This window comes from Amycolatopsis sp. cmx-4-83 (genome assembly GCF_046548815.1).
Lineage (GTDB): Bacteria > Actinomycetota > Actinomycetes > Mycobacteriales > Pseudonocardiaceae > Amycolatopsis > Amycolatopsis pretoriensis_A.
In genome coordinates this window covers 97,812-112,939 of record NZ_JAEBEF010000002.1, presented here as the reverse complement: position 1 = coordinate 112,939, position 15,128 = coordinate 97,812, and the positions used below count along the sequence as shown (strand labels likewise).

Here is a 15,128-nt window from a genome sequence, read left to right as displayed (position 1 = left end):
TCGCGGCGTGCTGCCGCGCCGGATCCGGACATTAGGCAGCGCCGGTGGACGGTCACCCCTGTCCAGGTGAACGAAAAGTGAACAAGGCTCCGGATGTGAGCAGTGCTACTACCCCGATAGGGTGCCGTGTCCGCGCCGTGACCTGCGCGTTCGCACACCGTGACGGGGTGCTCGCACCCCGTCCACCGTGGTCACCGACCGTACTGGACGTCGGTTTCGTGACGGGAAAACCCGAGCTTCGTGTAGACCGCGAGCGCCGGGGCGTTGTCGCCCTCGACGTACAGGATGATCTGGCCCAGCCCCCGGCTCGCGAGGTACCGCAGCCCGGCGAGGGTCAGCGCCCGGCCGAGCCCGCCGCCCTGCGCCGCCGGGTCGACGCCGACGACGTAGACCTCGCCGACGCGCTCGCCGCCGAACCGGCCCGGGGTGGCCTCGTGCACCTTTGTCCAGTGGAAGCCGATGACTTCGCCGCGCTCTTCCGCGAGGAAGAACCCCTCGGGGTCGAACCACGGCCGGCGCTCGTCGGCGCGGATGTCGTCGGCGGTCAGCGCGCCCTGCTCGGGGTGCCAGTCGAAGGCCCGCGCGTTCACCCGGACCACGGCGTCCTCGTCCTGCCCCGGCACGAAAGTCCGCAGCGAGACGCCGTCGCGCAGCACCGGCTCGGGCCAGTCCGCGCCCTCGACGTCGGTGTGCAGGATCAGCAGCTCGCGCTTGCGCTCCAGGCCGGTCTTCAGCGCCAGCTTCCGCGCGGCGGGGTGGTCGCCGTGCGCCCAGATCCGGAAGCCGACCGCGGCACGCTCGTCGAGCGCCTGAAGCAGCTTCGCGCCGTAGCCGCGGTTGCGATGGGCCGGGTGCACGAAGAGCTCCGCGACCTGGTGCCCGAAGGAGTCACCGGTGGTGTCGACGTGGGCGTAGCCGACGACGTCGTCGTCGATGCAGGCGACGAGGTGTTCACCGCCGTCGAACTCGCCGGGTAGCGGCCCGCCGGGCGCCACTTCGGGCCGCCCGTCGGCCTCGCGGACGGCCAGCAGCAGCCCGCGGACGTCCTCGAGCTGCTTTTCGTCCAGTTCCTGCCGCCACTCGCCTTCACCACTCACCCTGCGACCGTACCCGCGGGAGAGGCAACGCGACGGTTCTCGCCGCGTCCTGAGAAGTGTGGTGGTGTCAGTGCGCGAGTTCGGGGGTCTCCGCCGGCGCCTCGGCCGGGACCGGCTGGCGGGGCACGCCGGCCTTGGCCGGCCGCTCGAACTTGTAGCCGACGTTGCGCACGGTGCCGATCATCTGCTCGTGCTCCGGACCGAGCTTGGCGCGCAGCCGCCGGACGTGGACGTCGACCGTGCGCGTGCCGCCGAAGAAGTCGTAGCCCCAGACCTCCTGCAGCAGCTGGGCGCGGGTGAACACCCGGCCGGCGTGCTGGGCGAGGTACTTGAGCAGCTCGAACTCCTTGTAGGTGAGCTCGAGGGTGCGCTTGCGCAGGCGCGCGGTGTAGGTCGCCTCGTCGATGACCAGCTCGCCGACCCGCAGCTCGGCGTCGACCTGCGCGGAACCGCCGTCGCGCGTGGTGACCAACCGCAGCCGGGCGTCGACCTCGGCCGGGCCCGCGGTCGGCAGGAGGATGTCGTCGGTGCGCCACTCGGCGCTGACCGCCACCAGGCCGCCCTCGCCGACGACGGCGATGATCGGCGTGGCCGCCTCGTCTTCACCCGCGCCCTTGAGCAGCCGGCAGAGGCTCTTCGCCGAGGCCAGGTCACTGCGGGCGTCGAGGACGATGACGTCCCGGTGGCCCGCGTCGAGCAGGGCCGTCACCTCGGGCGGGCGGACGCGTACGGTGTGCGGCAGCAGGTCCAGCGCGGGAAGCACCGCAGTGGCGTCGGCTTCCGCAGTCAGCACCAGAAGGTCCAGGCTCATGAGCCGCACCGCCTCCACAAATCGTCGCCGCTCGGTGGCGTTGTTCGGTGCTAAGTGAGAATAGCGGCTCGAACGCCCGGCACCTAACCCTTGCTGGATCGATCACACCTGGAGAAACCCCGGTGGACCCGACGAACAGGAGTACGGACGCGATGGTGAGCAGGCCCGTGACCCGGGACGACCGACCCGGACCGACGCCGGACGCGCGGCGCCGCGGACGCCGGGCCCGGCGCTGGGTGATCGCACTGGTCGTCCTGGTGCTGTTGCTGGTCGGCGCCGATTTCGGGGCCGCCGCGTACGCCGAGCACATGATCTCGCAGAAGGCCCGCACGCAGCTGCAGCTGACCGACGACCCGTCGGTGACGATCCACGGCTTCCCGTTCCTCACGCAGGCGCTCGGCGGTGACTACAGTCACATCAGCGTGTCCGCCGCCGGCATCCCGGTCGCGGACAAGCTCCAGGACGTCGCGGTGAACGCCGAGCTGGAGAACGTCTCGGCGCCGCTGTCCGACCTCACCTCGGGCAACACGAAGGCGATCACCATCGGCGAGCTGACCGGCGCGGTCACCATCAAGGCCGCCGACCTGGCCCGTCTCTCGCCGCTGGACAAGATCAAGGACCTGCGGATCGAGCCGTCGAGCACCGACTACGTCGAGAACGGCGACGCCGGCCAGAGCGAGCCGGCGCCGACCACCACGACCGGGGCCGACGGCCAGCCCGTCGACGAGTCGAGCACCGGTGTCCGCATTTCGGGACACCTTCAGTTCGCGGGCAAGGATCTGGAAATCTTCTGCTTCGCGATGATCGAAGCCGACGCGAAGGGCGGGACGATCAACTTCATCCCCAAGCGGCTGCAGTTCGGGAACGACCAGGAGACCACGGTCGTCCCCGCGGCGGTGCAGAAGGCGCTGCTGCCGAACTTCAAGGCGTCGATCAGCACGAAGGACCTGCCGCTGTCGGTCACCCCGACCGGCGTGCGGGTGCAGAGCGGATCGGTCACGATCAAGGGCGAAGCGACCAATGTGTCCTTCGCGGACCTGAGCAAGTAGAGGAGCGGTGCGGTGACGGGACTGTGGGTGCTCGCGGCGACGCTGGTGGCCGCCGCGGCCGTCGGTGTCCTGCTGAAGGCCCGCAACGGGCGCGTGCGCGAGGCGAAGCCCGCCGTGCGTGAGCTGCCCGGTCCCGTCGCCGCCGCCCTCGACCCGGCGTCCGCCGTGACGCTGGTCCAGATCTCCACCACCTTCTGCGCGCCCTGCCGGCACGCGAAGGCCGTGCTCGCCCCGCTCGCCGAGCGGACCGACGGCCTGCACCACGTCGAACTCGACGTCACGAACCAGCCGGAGGTCGCGCAGTCGCTGTCCGTGCTGCGGACGCCGACCACGATCGCGCTGACCCCGGACGGCCGGGAGCTGCTGCGCGTCGGCGGCGTCCCGAAAGGACCCGAGCTGCTGGCCGCGTTGCAGCCGCATCTCACGACTCGGACGCCCTGACCAGGGACCTTCCCATGAATTGGGATTTCTCCCAGAGTGTGAACGTGGTTCCCACCCTGAGGGAGAGCTGGGTACGCTCGCACCCGTGACCAGGCTGAGCACGTTCCTCACGCAGCGACGCGCAGTAGACCTCTGCCGCGTCCGCAGCAGCCTGTGTCGCGCGTCGTCCGACCGGCGCTGAACCACGCCCGTCCCCGCCAGCCCTGATGCCGCTGACGCGTGCCGTTCGCACGTAATCTCCCTGCTCCAGCTGGAGGATCCATGTCCGCCGGACCGGCCGTCGACCCGCGAGGCCCGCGGTTCGCCGCCATCCTGACCACGATCGTGCTCGCGGTCGTCCTGGTCACCGAGTGGTGGCCGCTGCTGGCGGTGCAGACCGTCGTGTTCGCCATCGGCGCCTTCGTCGGGCTCAAGCCGGCGCCCTACTCGATCGTGTACCGCACGCTCGTGGCCCCGCGCCTCGGCCCGACCGACGAGCGCGAGGACGCGGCGCCGCTGCGGTTCGCGCAGGCCGTCGGGTTCGTGTTCGCACTGGTCGGCACGATCGGCTTCGCCACCGGGCTCACCCCGCTCGGCATCGTCGCGACGGCGTTCGCGCTGTTCGCCGCCTTCCTCAACGCCGCCTTCGACTTCTGCCTCGGCTGCGAAATGTTCTTGCTCATCAAGCGCTTCACCCCCGCCCGCGCGTCCTGAAAGTTCAACCCCAGAAAGAGAGTCCGTTCCATGAGCCGTGAAGACGTCCTGGTCACCACTCAGTGGGCCGAGGAGAACCTGGACACCCCCGGCGTCGTGTTCGCCGAGGTCGACGAGGACACCACCGCCTACGACGCCGGCCACATCCGGGGCGCGGTGAAGTTCGACTGGCGGAACGACCTGCAGGACGGGGTGCGCCGCGACTTCGTCTCCAAGGAGGGCTTCGAGAAGCTCCTGTCGGAGAAGGGGATCGGGAACGACGACCTCGTCGTCCTCTACGGCGGCAACAACAACTGGTTCGCCGCGTACGCGTACTGGTACTTCAAGCTGTACGGCCACGAAAAGGTCGCGCTGCTCGACGGCGGCCGCAAGAAGTGGGAGCTCGACGGCCGCGAGCTGAACTCCGACGAGGTCAAGCGCGCCGCGACCGAGTACAAGGCGCAGGACCAGGACCTGACCCTGCGCGCCTTCCGCGACGAGGTCGTCCAGTCGATCGGCGCGAAGAACTTCGTCGACGTGCGGTCCCCGGACGAGTTCTCCGGCAAGCTGCTCGCCCCGGCGCACCTGCCGCAGGAGCAGTCCCAGGTTCCCGGTCACATCCCCGGCGCGCTGAACGTGCCGTGGGCGAAGGTCGCCAACGAGGACGGCACCTTCAAGACCGAGGAAGAGATCAAGGAGCTGTACAAGGACGAGGGCATCGACGAGGGCAAGGGCACCATCGCCTACTGCCGCATCGGCGAGCGCTCCTCGATCGCGTGGTTCGCGCTCCACGAGCTGCTGGGCTACGAGGACGTCAAGAACTACGACGGTTCATGGACGGAATACGGCTCGCTCGTCGGCGTGCCGGTCGAGTTGGGAGCTAAGTGATGGCGGTTGACGACAGCTGCGGCGCACCGGCCCAGGTGGCCACGCCGGCGGACTACGACACGCGCGGCCAGGTCGTGCTGGCCGGCAAGGTGACGGGCGAGAACGGGCCGGTCGGCGGCGCCTTCGTCCGCCTCCTCGACGGCGGCGGCGACTTCACCGGCGAGGTGGTCTCCTCGGCCGACGGCGACTTCCGCTTCTACGCGGCGCCGGGCGACTGGACGGTCCGCGCCCTGCACCGCACCGGCAACGGCGAAGCGTCGGTCTCGGCCGACGGCCCCGGCGTGCACCAGCTGGCGATCTCGGTCGCCTGAGTTCGTTCGTCGTGAGGGGCACCCTCATGGGCTTCGAGTCCATGAGGGTGCCCCTCACGGCTTTTCGGCCGTGGCGGTGGCCGGGCTGGTCCTGCTGTCGGTGACCGTGCTCACCGCGGCGACCCTGCGCCGGGCCGCGTGGGGCCGGTCGGACTATCCTCCGAGGCGTGGAAATCCTGTTTACGACCCTGCTGGTGCTGGCGGGCATCGCGATCACCTGGTTCGCCGTGTACGTCGTCTACCGGCTCTACGCGGACCAGCGCTGACCCATGACGGCCAGCGGCGACGAAGCCATCGCGGCAGCGGAGGTGCGCGCGGAGAGCACCCGGGCGCGCAACCTCCCGCTGTGGGACGACCTGCCCATCCCCAACGACACCGCGAACCTGCGCGAAGGGGCCAACCTCAACGACGCCTGCCTCGCGTTGCTGCCGCTCGTCGGCGTGTGGCGCGGTGAAGGCGAGGTCGACTACCCGACCATCGACGGCCCGCGCAAGTTCGCGCAGCAGCTCACGATCTCGCACGACGGCCGTCCGTTCCTGATCCACGAGGCCCGGGCCTGGCTGCTCGACGACGACGGCAACGTCGTCCGCCCCGCCGCCCGCGAGTCCGGGTTCTGGCGGCCGCAGGAGGACGACACCATCGAGCTGCTGCTCACGCACAACACCGGCATCGTCGAGCTGTACTACGGCAAGCCGCGCAACCAGACGTCCTGGGAGCTCGGCACCGACGCGGTGGTCCGCACGGCCACGGCGAAGGACGTCACGGCCGCCCAGCGGCTGTACGGCCTGATCGACGGCTCCCTCGGCTACGTCGAGGAGCGCGCGATGGTCGGCCAGGAGATGCAGCCCCACAGCTCCGCCCTGCTGCACCGCGTCGTCGGCTGACGCCGGTGCGCTGGCGGCGGTGCGGCGAGGACGCCGCCCTGCTCGACTGCGACTCCCTCGAGCAGCTGCGGGCCGCGCACGCGACCGTCCTGGCCGCCCGCCCCGCGGGGGTCGTCGACCTCGTCCCGGGCGCGCGCAGCCTGCTGGTCGTCGGGGACGTCGCCGCGGTGCGGGCACTGCTCGACGGCGCCGACCTGACCCACCCGCCCGCCGGCGAGCCGCGCGAAGTCACCCTCGACGTCCGCTACGACGGCGAGGACCTCGAGCTGATCGCGTCGGACGCCGGGATCTCCGCGGACGCCGTCGTCGAGCTGCACACCGGGGCCGTCTACACGGTCGCGTTCACCGGGTTCGCGCCCGGCTTCGGCTACCTGACCGGCCTGCCGGAACCCCTGCGCCAGCCGCGGCTGGAGTCGCCGCGGACCCGCGTCCCGGCCGGCTCGGTCGGGCTGGCCGGCGAGTTCACCGGCGTCTACCCGCGTGAATCGCCGGGTGGCTGGCGGCTGCTCGGGCACACGCCGGCGACGCTGTTCGACCCGCACGCGGACCCCCCGGCGTTGTTCGCGCCGGGCGACCGCGTCCGCTTCCGGAGCGTCCGATGAGGAGCCTGGAAGTCCTGGACCCGGGCCGGTACGCGCTGGTCGAGGACCTCGGCCGGCCCGGCTACGCCCACCTCGGCGTCGCCCCTTCGGGAGCCCTCGACACGGCGTCGCTGCGGCTCGCGAACCGCCTGGTGGGCAACGCCGAAGCCGCCGCGGGGATCGAAGCCCTGCTCGGCGGCCTCTCGGTGCGGTTCACGGCCCCGGCGACCGTCGCCGTCACCGGCCCGGCGGTCCCGGTTTCCGTCGACGGCCGGGCTTTCGGCTCCCACACGCCCGTTCCGGTCCGCGCCGGGCAGACGTTGGCGATCGGCACCCCGACGACCGGGCTGCGCTGCTACCTCGCGGTGTCCGGCGGCATCGCCGTCGAACCGGTGCTGGGCAGCCGATCCCGGGACGTCCTGTCCGGTATCGGGCCCGAACCGCTGCACGCCGGCGACGTGCTCCCGCTCGGCTCGCCCACGGGAATCCCGGCGGGCGCGGACGTCGTCGTCCCCGTGCCCGCGCCGGGCGAGCTGGTCGTGCCCGTGACGCTGGGCCCGCGCGACGACTGGCTCGACGACGCCGCCGGCGGGCTCTCGGCGTGGTGGACGGTCACGGCCGAGTCGAACCGCGTCGGCCTGCGCCTCGACGGGACCCCGCTGCGCCGCGCGATCGACGGCGAGCTGCCCAGCGAAGGCGTCCTCACGGGCGCGATCCAGGTGCCGCCGAACGGACGGCCGGTGGTGTTTCTCGCCGACCACCCGACCACCGGCGGCTACCCCGTCGCGGCCGTCGTCCGCGCGACGGCGCTGAGCGCGCTCGCGCAGACCCGGCCGGGCACCCGCGTCCGCTTCCGGATGTCCTGAAAGTCCGGTACCGCCAGGCAGGTGAGACCGGAGTCACCCGGTGCACCCGTCCGGGTAGGGGCTGGAACCATGTCGCGCCGTCACCCGTCCTGATAGCTGTGGAACAGGTGACGATCAGCGGTGGCACGGGTTTCCTCGACGTGAACACGCAGGCGCGCGCGGAGCTCCCGCAATCGCTGCGGATCGCACTCGCGACCGGGCAGCTGCGCCGCCCGCTGGCCACCACGCTCGGGCCCGTCCTCGACCTGCTCGTCGACGGCGACTACCGCGTGAGCGGCCCGGAACGGCTCGCCGCCGACCAGGAGCTGACGCCGACCGACGTCTGGCCGCCGTCCGACGAGGCCCGCGTCGGGTACTACCGGACCGCCATCCGCACCGGGCACCGGCCGGTCGCGGTGGTGCTGGCCGTCGGCGAACGCGAGCTGATCGTCGACGGCCACCACAAGATCGCCGCGTACCGGGCCGAAGCCGTCGCGCCGGCGGTCGTGCGGATCACTCAGGCGTACTCGCCCTCGTAAGCCGCCACGAGCTCGGTGTACACGGCCGAGGAGTCGGGCAGGCGCTCGCCGTCCAGCGTGTGCACGCGGGTCAGCTTCCGCACGCTGGAAGCCATGAAGACGCCGTCGCCCTCGACGAGGTCGCGGACCGCCAGCGGCTCCACCTTGGTCGTCCAGCCCGCCTTTTCGGCGCCGCGGAACAGCGCAGCCTGGGTGGTGCCCGGCAGGATGCCGATGCTCGACGGCGGCGTGTAGAGCGTCCGGCCCTTCGCCAGCACGACGGTCGACGTCGGCCCTTCGAAGATCGAGCCGTCGGCGGCGGTGAAAATCACATCTTCGGCACCGCGGCGGCCCGCTTCGCGCACCGCGGCCATGTTCATCGCGTACGACAACGGCTTCGCGCCGAGCAGCAGCCAGGGCGCGCGCTCGGCGAGGTCCGGCGGGAAACCGCGGTCGAGGGTGACCGCGGAGACGCCGTCCGCGCGGGCCTTCAAGATCGACGGCGGCACCTCGGCACCGAGCGCGAACCCGGTCGGCCGCGCGGCGGGGTCGCCGTCGGCTCCCCTGGTGTACACCAGTTTCAGCGTCATTTCGGGCCCGCCGGTCCACCTTTCGAGCACGGCCGAAACAACCCGCTCCCAGGCGTCGAGGTCGGGCTCCGGCAGGTCGAGCATGGCCGCCGACCGGGCCAGCCGCTCGAGGTGCGGGCGCAGTTCGCGGGGCCGGCCGCCGACGACGAGGATGGTCTCGAAGACGCCGTCGCCGCGCAGCAGACCGAGGTCGTCGACCTTGATCTGGGCGGCTTCGGGGTCGGCCGGGGTTCCGTCGAGGAAGACGAGCACGCGCATGCGGCCACGGTACTCACCTAGGCTGGGCGGTATGCCGTACCGCTCGCCGCTGCTGGACGTGCCCGGATCCATTCCTCCGCCTGACGATCACCCCGAAGCCGGCGTCCCCTGGCACTGGGGAGACCCCTTCGCGGAGCAGCGCACGGCCTCGCGCGGCGTGGTCGTGATCGACCGCTCGCACCGCGAGTTCCTCACCGTCACCGGTGAAGAACGGCTCTCGTGGCTGCACCTGGTCATCTCGCAGCACGTGACCGGGCTCGCCGAGGGCTCCGGCACCGAGGCGCTGGTGCTGGACAGCCAGGGCCGCGTCGAGACGCACATGGTGGTCGCGCACGTCGACGGCACCGTGTACCTCGACACCGACCCGGGCCCGCGCGTCACCAGCGCGCTCCCCAAGGGCGGCCCCCAGACGCTGCTCGAGTACCTCGAAGCGATGAAGTTCTGGTCCAAGGTGGACATCCGCGACGCGACCGGCGAGTTCGCGCTGCTCACCGTGCTCGGCCCGGACGCCGAGCGCGTGCTGAGCGCGGTCGGCGCCGAGGTCGGGCCGGAGCCGTACGCGGTCGCGGCGCTGCCGGGGGGCGGTTTCGTCCGGCGGATGCCGTGGCCGGGCCGCTCCAGCGTGGACCTGGCGGTGCCGCGCGCGGCGCTGCCCGACTGGTGGAAGCGGCTGACGGACGCGGGCGCGCGGGCGGCGGGCAGCTGGGTGTTCGACGCCCTGCGCGTCGAGTCGCTGCGGCCCCGGCTGGGCGTGGACACTGACGACCGCACGATCCCGCACGAGGTGGGCTGGGTCGGCTCGGCCGCGCACGTCGCGAAGGGCTGCTACCGCGGCCAGGAGACGGTGTCGAAGGTCCACAACGTGGGACGCCCGCCGCGGAACCTGCTGCTGCTCCACCTGGACGGCTCGCCCGAGGTCACACCGGAGCCCGGCGACCCGCTGCTGCTCGACGGCCGGACGGTCGGCCGGATCGGCACGGTCATCCAGCACCACGAGCTCGGCCCGATCGCGTTGGCACTGGTCAAGCGCTCGACGCCGGTCGGCGCGGAGCTGCTGGCGGGTGCGGAGGACAACCTCGTCCAGGCGGCGATCGACCCGGACTCGGTGCCGTCGGAACTCCCGGCCCCGGGACGGGCGGCGGCGGCGCAACTCCGTGGCTGAACGAAAGCCCCTGACAGCGAGATCACGCTCAACCGGGATAAACTGCGCTGTGATCGAAGTGCGGCCCGGCGGCAGGCGGCGGATCGACCGCGTGCTCGGCCCGGGGTACCTCAGCGGCTTGGGCGAACTGCCGTTGAAGGTGCTGCGCGAGCGGCGTGACGAAGCCGCGCAGGAAGAGACGGACCTGTCCTACCTGCGCCGGCTCCTGCACGCGCGGATCGACATCGTGCGCGCGGAGCAGACGCGGCGCAGTTCCGGCGGCGAGGCCAGCATCGTCGACCAGCTGGCGACGATCCTGGCCGACAACGCGCTGGGCCCGGCCGCTGGTTCGGGCCGCCACCAGCAGCTGGAGCCGTCCCGCGCGGGCGAGCACCGCCGGCACGCGGAAGCCCTGATCGGCGACACGGACCTGACCGACGTCGGGTCCCTCTCGGACGACAAGCTCGCCTCCGCTTTGGACACCTACGCGAGCGAAGAGCTGTCGGTGTCGTCCTTCCGGCGCGAGGTCCAGGGCGTGATGGACACGCTGAACGCGGAAATCGCGAAGCGCTACCAACAGGGATCGGCCACTGTGGACGAGCTGCTGGAGAGCGAGCGCGGACGCGGCGAGGCCCCGTGACCAACCCCGTCCTCGCCGAAGTCGTCCGATCCGGATTCGTCGAGAGCGTCCACCGCGGCGCGCTCGTGGTTACCGGCCCCGAGGGCGAAGCCCGCCTGGCACTGGGCGACGTGACCTCGCCGGTGTTCCCGCGCTCGTCGAACAAGCCGCTGCAGGCGGTCGGCATGCTGCGCGCGGGCCTGGACTTCGACGGCGAAGACCTGGCACTGGCGTGCGCCTCGCACTCCGGCGAGCCGGGCCACGTGAAGCGGGTCCTCGAGCTGCTGGAAGCGGCCGGCCTGCACGAAGACGACCTGGCGTGCCCACCGGACTTCCCGCTGCACGTCCCGAGCATGCGCGACGCGGCCGAGCCCCGCCGCGTGATGATGAACTGCTCCGGCAAGCACACGGCGATGCTGACGACGTGCCTCCGCGCGGGCTGGCCGACGTCGGGTTACGAAGCCCCGGACCACCCGCTTCAGCAGGAGATCGCGGCGGCGGTGGCGGAGCTGACGGCCGAGCCGATCGCCCACACGGGTGTCGACGGCTGCGGAGCCCCGCTGTTCGCGTTCTCGCTGACGGGTCTGGCCCGCGCGTTCGGCCGGGTGGCCTCGGCCCCGGACGGTCCTGCGCGTCAGGTTGCGACGGCGATGCGCGCGCACCCGTGGCTGGTCGGCGGCACCGGCCGCGAGGACACCGACCTGATGTCCGCGGTGGACGGTCTGGTGTCCAAGGCCGGGGCGGAGGGCGTCCAGGCCTTCGCGTTGCCGGACGGGTTCGCGGTGGCGATCAAGATCGACGACGGCACCAAGCGAGCGTGCGCCCCGCTGGCGGTGGCGGCCCTGCGCTACCTGGGGGTCGACGTTTCCGGGCTGCCGGAGCCGGCCACCGGGACGATCCTGGGCGGCGGCCGCCCGGTGGGCGAGATCCGGGTCCCGGAACTGCGCGGCTGACGCCCGCCGGTAGCGGCAGCGACCGAGGGCGGCGCGGCTGCGGTGGGCAGCGCGGCTGCGGTGGGCAGCGTCGCTGCGGTGGGCAGCGTCGCCGCGGCCGGTCCCGCGGCGCGCGCCCGGGTCAGTTCGAGTGTTCGCGGGCGGCCAGGTCGCCCCAGAACTCGCGCAGGTCCGAGAACAGCTCGGCCAGCTCCTCCACGTTGCCCGAGCGCAGCGCGTCCAGGATGTCGTGGACCTCGTCCGCCGTGTTGTCGGCTTCCAGGACCGCGTCCGCGAAGAGCTGGACCAGGCCGCCGTAGTCGAGCTCGATCACCGAATCGGGGTGGAAGTTGTCCAGCCAGCGGCGGGTTTCGAAGAGGACCCGGCCCGGTCCGGAGTCGCCGAAGGTCTGTTCCAGCAGCTCACCGGCCTCGCGGGCGCGGTGCTGGGCGTCGGCGAGCGTCGCGCGCCAGGAGAGTTCGCGCTTCGGGTCGTCGCGGCCGGTACCCAGGATCAGGCGGCGGTCGTCCGGGTCGATCAGCACGAACCAGGGCAGCGGGACCGTCCACGTCGTCGACAGCGTGTGGGCCGCCGACGTGCTCAGGTCCACCATCGCCGACTTGGTGCGGGCGCGGATCGTCTCCTGGGTGAAGCCGCCTTCGTCGAGGACGACGTTCTTCAGCGCCGGGTGCGCGTCGCCCAGGAAGGTGACCAGCGCGGCCGCCGAACGGGCGCGCAGCTCCAGCGGGCAGACGAGCGGGCCGGCTTCGGCCTTGCCGCCCGGGACGTCCGCCGGGTCGAGGACCAGGACGTCGGTCAGCAGGCTCGGCGCGGGACGGCCGTCGGCGAGCTCGGCGGGCAGCAGCCGCCGCGGGGCGGCGACCTGTGACTTGAGCCACATGGCCTGCTCGCGGACCCCCGCGTCCGTCCGCCGCAGCTTGGCCGCCGCGACGGCCGCGCGCAGCCGATCGTCCGGCGGGTCGCCCAGCGCGGGCAGGGGTTCGTACACCCGGAGGTAGGCCACGAAGGGACGGAGCACGGGTAGATCGTGGCACGTCTACCTGCACCGATCGTCAGCGACCGGCCGGTAACCGGTGTCCGGCCGACACTGTCACCACCGGCACACCGTGCCACGTCGCATCGAACCCCCCGGACACGGTACGGTGTGAGCAGGAAAGAATTGTCGAGACGATGCGGGGCCGCCGATTCCCCCGGCCGCCCCGCCCCTGTGCGAGGGGGTCGAGCCATGGGGCGCGGCCGGGCTAAGGCCAAGCAGACGAAGGTGGCGCGCGAGCTCAAGTACAGCTCGCACGAGACCGACTTCGATGCTTTGCAGCGCGAGCTGTCGAGTAACTCCTCCAGCGGTCATTACGAGGAGTCCGACAGCGATGATCAAGACCCGTACGACGACGGGTACGACGAGTACCGCCGTTGAGCACGCGTAACCGCGCGAGGGCGAAGCCGGACACAATCCGGCACCGCCCTCGCGCGCTGTGTGCTGCCCAAGAACGGGCCTGCGAAGCGATGAAGGAGTGAGCCGGTGGTAAGTCGGATTGGTGTCGTCGGAGCGGGACTCATGGGTTCCGGCATCGCCGAGGTGCACGCCAGGGCCGGGTTGGACGTGGTGGTCACCGAGGTGAACCAGCCGGCGCTCGACGCGGGCAAGGCCCGCATCGAGAAGTCGCTCCAGCGCGGCGTCAAGAGCGGCAAGCTGTCCGCCGAGGACGCCGACGCGGCTTTGGGCCGGGTCCGGTTCACGACCGACATCGCCGAGTTCGCCGACCGCGAGCTGGTCGTCGAGGCGATCCTCGAGCAGGAGCAGGCGAAGGTCGACGTCTTCCGCCAGCTCGACAAGATCGTCGAGGCCGAGGACGCGGTGTTCGCGTCCAACACGTCGTCGATCCCGATCATGAAGCTGGGCATGGCGACGAGCCGGCCGCAGCAGGTGGTCGGCATCCACTTCTTCAACCCGGTGCCGGTGCTGCCGCTGGTGGAGCTGGTCCCCTCGCTGCTGACGAGCGACGAGACCGCCCGTCGCGCGGAGGAACACGCGACGACGGCGCTGGGCAAGACCGTGATCCGCTCGCAGGACCGCGCCGGCTTCATCGTGAACTCGCTGCTGGTGCCGTACCTGCTCTCGGCGATCCGCATGATCGAGTCGGGCTTCGCCTCGGCCGAGGACATCGACCGCGGCATGGAGCTGGGCACCGCCCACCCGATGGGCCCGCTGCGGCTGTCCGACCTGATCGGGCTGGACACGATCAAGGCCATCGCGGACTCGATGTACGCGGAGTTCAAGGAGCCGCTGTACTCGTCGCCGCCGCTGCTGCTGCGCATGGTGGACGCGGGCCTGCTCGGCAAGAAGACCGGCCGCGGCTTCTACTCCTACGGCTGATCGAAGGTCACGGGCGCGTCGAAAGCCGCGCGCCGGGCCGCCCGCCGCAGGACGGCGAGGATGGCCGGCCCGAGCAGCACGATCGCGACGGCGTTGGTGATCGCGCGCCCGGTGTCCCAGCCGAGCGTCGAGGTCAGCACGGTGTAGACGGCGAACCGGTGCAGGTTCTCCGGTAGCGGCGCCCCCGGCACGAAGCCGAGCTGCGTGCTGTCCCCGGCGAGGAACGGCCACGACCACAGGCTCATCAGCAGCCCGAAGAAGTAGGCCGCGAACACGCCGTACGCGACGAGCATCGCGATTTCGGCTTTACCACGCGCCCGCGGCAGCAACCCGGCCCCGAGCCCGATGAGCGACGACGCGAGCATCTGGAACGGCAACCACGGCCCGACCCCGGCGGTGAGCAACGCGCTGGTGAACAGCGACGTCGAGCCCAGAACGAACCCGAACCCTGGCCCGAACACGCGGCCGGCGAGCACGAGCAGGAAGAACACCAGCTCGATGCCCCCGGTACCGGCACCGAGCGGCCGCAGGCCGGCGTTGACAGCGGAGAGCACGCCGAGGAGCGCGAGCGCTTTGGCGTCGATGCCGCCGCGGGACAGCTCGGCGAGGACGACGAGGATCAGCACCGGCAGGGTAGCCATGAAGACGAACGGCGCATCCGCGGTGTGGGCGGCGGCGGTGGGCCGGGGGTTGGCGAAGAGGGGCCAGCAGAACATGGCCAGCCCGAGGAGGCTCGCGGTGGTGAGGACCAGCGCGGGCCTGGGGGTGAGCCGGATGGTGCGGGGCTTCGGCGGGAGGAAGCCGGTCATGGCGCCGCCTTCGCTGCCGCTTCGGGGGCTCGGGCAGTTCGGGGCGGCTCTGCGTTGGTGGCCGCCCCGGCTCGGCCGCGGGTTGGTGCTGCGCCGGGCGCGCTTGGGTGGCCCGCCGCGCTGAATTGTGCGGGGGCCTGGCGCAGGCCACCTCTCGGCGCAGCGGATGGCGCGGTCGGCTCCGCAGCCCGCGCGACGGCACCGGGCCATGTTGCCGCGCCGGGCCCGCTCGGACGACCCGCGCTCGGTGCACCGGGTGGTGCGGGCCGCTCTGCGGCAGCCCGCGC

General features: G+C 72.0%; 19 protein-coding genes. 14 read left to right on the top strand and 5 right to left on the bottom strand.

The window, feature by feature from the left end; genetic code table 11:
* Positions 1-191 precede the first annotated feature (191 nt).
* Together mshD and ACLJQM_RS05495 are read right to left on the bottom strand one after the other, a co-directional pair.
* Positions 192-1,097 carry a mycothiol synthase gene (mshD, locus tag ACLJQM_RS05500; protein ID WP_410630342.1) on the bottom strand — a complete coding sequence of 302 codons (906 nt, stop codon included), beginning with the start codon at positions 1,095-1,097 and terminating at the stop codon, positions 192-194.
* A gap of 67 nt (positions 1,098-1,164) precedes the next feature.
* On the bottom strand, positions 1,165-1,908 hold the full coding sequence (locus ACLJQM_RS05495; RefSeq protein ID WP_247016950.1) for a winged-helix domain-containing protein: 744 nt from the start codon (positions 1,906-1,908) through the stop codon (positions 1,165-1,167).
* A 152-nt stretch (positions 1,909-2,060) separates the two neighbouring features.
* Here ACLJQM_RS05495 and ACLJQM_RS05490 point away from each other — a divergent pair, with 152 nt between their 5' ends.
* The 9 genes from ACLJQM_RS05490 to ACLJQM_RS05450 all read left to right on the top strand — a co-directional run bounded on the left by ACLJQM_RS05490 (position 2,061) and on the right by ACLJQM_RS05450 (position 8,118).
* Positions 2,061-2,957: a DUF2993 domain-containing protein gene (locus ACLJQM_RS05490; RefSeq protein ID WP_247016948.1), complete on the top strand. Its 897-nt coding sequence runs from the start codon at positions 2,061-2,063 to the stop codon at positions 2,955-2,957.
* Between the two features lie 12 nt (positions 2,958-2,969).
* Positions 2,970-3,398, top strand: a complete 429-nt coding sequence (locus ACLJQM_RS05485; RefSeq protein ID WP_360779519.1) for a TlpA family protein disulfide reductase — start codon at positions 2,970-2,972, stop codon at positions 3,396-3,398.
* A 261-nt stretch (positions 3,399-3,659) separates the two neighbouring features.
* Positions 3,660-4,091: a DUF4395 domain-containing protein gene (locus ACLJQM_RS05480; protein ID WP_247016944.1), complete on the top strand. Its 432-nt coding sequence runs from the start codon at positions 3,660-3,662 to the stop codon at positions 4,089-4,091.
* A gap of 30 nt (positions 4,092-4,121) precedes the next feature.
* Positions 4,122-4,958: a sulfurtransferase gene (locus ACLJQM_RS05475; RefSeq protein ID WP_247016942.1), complete on the top strand. Its 837-nt coding sequence runs from the start codon at positions 4,122-4,124 to the stop codon at positions 4,956-4,958.
* Positions 4,958-5,269, top strand: coding sequence for a DUF1416 domain-containing protein (locus ACLJQM_RS05470; protein ID WP_247016940.1), 312 nt, complete (start codon positions 4,958-4,960; stop codon positions 5,267-5,269). Before ACLJQM_RS05475 ends, ACLJQM_RS05470 begins: the two co-directional genes overlap by 1 nt.
* A gap of 269 nt (positions 5,270-5,538) precedes the next feature.
* On the top strand, positions 5,539-6,153 hold the full coding sequence (locus ACLJQM_RS05465) for an FABP family protein (RefSeq protein WP_360779513.1): 615 nt from the start codon (positions 5,539-5,541) through the stop codon (positions 6,151-6,153).
* A 5-nt stretch (positions 6,154-6,158) separates the two neighbouring features.
* Positions 6,159-6,755 carry a 5-oxoprolinase subunit B family protein gene (locus ACLJQM_RS05460; protein WP_360779511.1) on the top strand — a complete coding sequence of 199 codons (597 nt, stop codon included), beginning with the start codon at positions 6,159-6,161 and terminating at the stop codon, positions 6,753-6,755.
* Entirely contained in the window at positions 6,752-7,600 is an 849-nt protein-coding gene (locus tag ACLJQM_RS05455; protein WP_410630341.1) for a biotin-dependent carboxyltransferase family protein, read from the top strand. The genes ACLJQM_RS05460 and ACLJQM_RS05455 overlap by 4 nt, the downstream gene beginning before the upstream one ends.
* A 98-nt stretch (positions 7,601-7,698) precedes the next feature.
* Positions 7,699-8,118, top strand: coding sequence for a hypothetical protein (locus ACLJQM_RS05450; protein ID WP_247016932.1), 420 nt, complete (start codon positions 7,699-7,701; stop codon positions 8,116-8,118).
* Here the strand turns inward: ACLJQM_RS05450 and ACLJQM_RS05445 are convergent.
* Positions 8,097-8,945 (bottom strand): aminodeoxychorismate lyase, encoded by an 849-nt coding sequence (locus ACLJQM_RS05445; protein ID WP_410630340.1) that lies wholly within the window; start codon positions 8,943-8,945, stop codon positions 8,097-8,099. The genes ACLJQM_RS05450 and ACLJQM_RS05445 overlap by 22 nt on opposite strands.
* A gap of 31 nt (positions 8,946-8,976) precedes the next feature.
* Here ACLJQM_RS05445 and ACLJQM_RS05440 point away from each other — a divergent pair, with 31 nt between their 5' ends.
* Genes ACLJQM_RS05440 through ACLJQM_RS05430 form a run of 3 tightly spaced genes read left to right on the top strand, consistent with a single transcriptional unit; the run spans position 8,977 to position 11,658 of the window.
* Positions 8,977-10,107, top strand: coding sequence for a YgfZ/GcvT domain-containing protein (locus tag ACLJQM_RS05440; protein ID WP_410630339.1), 1,131 nt, complete (start codon positions 8,977-8,979; stop codon positions 10,105-10,107).
* A gap of 49 nt (positions 10,108-10,156) precedes the next feature.
* On the top strand, positions 10,157-10,726 hold the full coding sequence (locus tag ACLJQM_RS05435; protein ID WP_247016926.1) for an aerial mycelium formation protein: 570 nt from the start codon (positions 10,157-10,159) through the stop codon (positions 10,724-10,726).
* Positions 10,723-11,658 carry an asparaginase gene (locus tag ACLJQM_RS05430; RefSeq protein ID WP_247016924.1) on the top strand — a complete coding sequence of 312 codons (936 nt, stop codon included), beginning with the start codon at positions 10,723-10,725 and terminating at the stop codon, positions 11,656-11,658. The genes ACLJQM_RS05435 and ACLJQM_RS05430 overlap by 4 nt, the downstream gene beginning before the upstream one ends.
* Positions 11,659-11,779: 121 nt before the next feature.
* Here the strand turns inward: ACLJQM_RS05430 and ACLJQM_RS05425 are convergent, their stop codons facing one another.
* On the bottom strand, positions 11,780-12,676 hold the full coding sequence (locus ACLJQM_RS05425; RefSeq protein ID WP_247016922.1) for a hypothetical protein: 897 nt from the start codon (positions 12,674-12,676) through the stop codon (positions 11,780-11,782).
* 207 nt (positions 12,677-12,883) lie between these two features.
* Here ACLJQM_RS05425 and ACLJQM_RS05420 point away from each other — a divergent pair, with 207 nt between their 5' ends.
* Entirely contained in the window at positions 12,884-13,072 is a 189-nt protein-coding gene (locus ACLJQM_RS05420) for a DUF3073 domain-containing protein (RefSeq protein WP_247016920.1), read from the top strand.
* Positions 13,073-13,177: 105 nt separating this feature from the next.
* Complete coding sequence (locus tag ACLJQM_RS05415; RefSeq protein WP_281506208.1) at positions 13,178-14,032, top strand: 3-hydroxybutyryl-CoA dehydrogenase; 855 nt, start codon at positions 13,178-13,180, stop codon at positions 14,030-14,032.
* On the opposite strand, the gene ACLJQM_RS05410 is transcribed toward ACLJQM_RS05415, so the two are convergent.
* Positions 14,023-14,841, bottom strand: coding sequence for an ECF transporter S component (locus tag ACLJQM_RS05410; protein ID WP_360779491.1), 819 nt, complete (start codon positions 14,839-14,841; stop codon positions 14,023-14,025). The two genes, ACLJQM_RS05415 and ACLJQM_RS05410, sit on opposite strands and share 10 nt — an antisense overlap.
* Between the last annotated feature and the right edge of the window lie 287 nt (positions 14,842-15,128).

Bases quoted from the DNA above. Each gene is read 5' to 3' on its own strand.
- ACLJQM_RS05440 (WP_410630339.1), top strand. From the start codon at position 8,977: ATGCCGTACCGCTCGCCGCTGCTGGACGTGCCCGGATCCATTCCTCCG.
- ACLJQM_RS05475 (WP_247016942.1), top strand. From the start codon at position 4,122: ATGAGCCGTGAAGACGTCCTGGTCACCACTCAGTGGGCCGAGGAGAAC.
- ACLJQM_RS05445 (WP_410630340.1), bottom strand. From the start codon at position 8,945: ATGCGCGTGCTCGTCTTCCTCGACGGAACCCCGGCCGACCCCGAAGCC.
- ACLJQM_RS05480 (WP_247016944.1), top strand. From the start codon at position 3,660: ATGTCCGCCGGACCGGCCGTCGACCCGCGAGGCCCGCGGTTCGCCGCC.
- ACLJQM_RS05470 (WP_247016940.1), top strand. From the start codon at position 4,958: ATGGCGGTTGACGACAGCTGCGGCGCACCGGCCCAGGTGGCCACGCCG.
- ACLJQM_RS05495 (WP_247016950.1), bottom strand. From the start codon at position 1,908: ATGAGCCTGGACCTTCTGGTGCTGACTGCGGAAGCCGACGCCACTGCG.
- ACLJQM_RS05490 (WP_247016948.1), top strand. From the start codon at position 2,061: ATGGTGAGCAGGCCCGTGACCCGGGACGACCGACCCGGACCGACGCCG.
- ACLJQM_RS05420 (WP_247016920.1), top strand. From the start codon at position 12,884: ATGGGGCGCGGCCGGGCTAAGGCCAAGCAGACGAAGGTGGCGCGCGAG.
- ACLJQM_RS05410 (WP_360779491.1), bottom strand. From the start codon at position 14,841: ATGACCGGCTTCCTCCCGCCGAAGCCCCGCACCATCCGGCTCACCCCC.
- ACLJQM_RS05455 (WP_410630341.1), top strand. From the start codon at position 6,752: ATGAGGAGCCTGGAAGTCCTGGACCCGGGCCGGTACGCGCTGGTCGAG.
- ACLJQM_RS05465 (WP_360779513.1), top strand. From the start codon at position 5,539: ATGACGGCCAGCGGCGACGAAGCCATCGCGGCAGCGGAGGTGCGCGCG.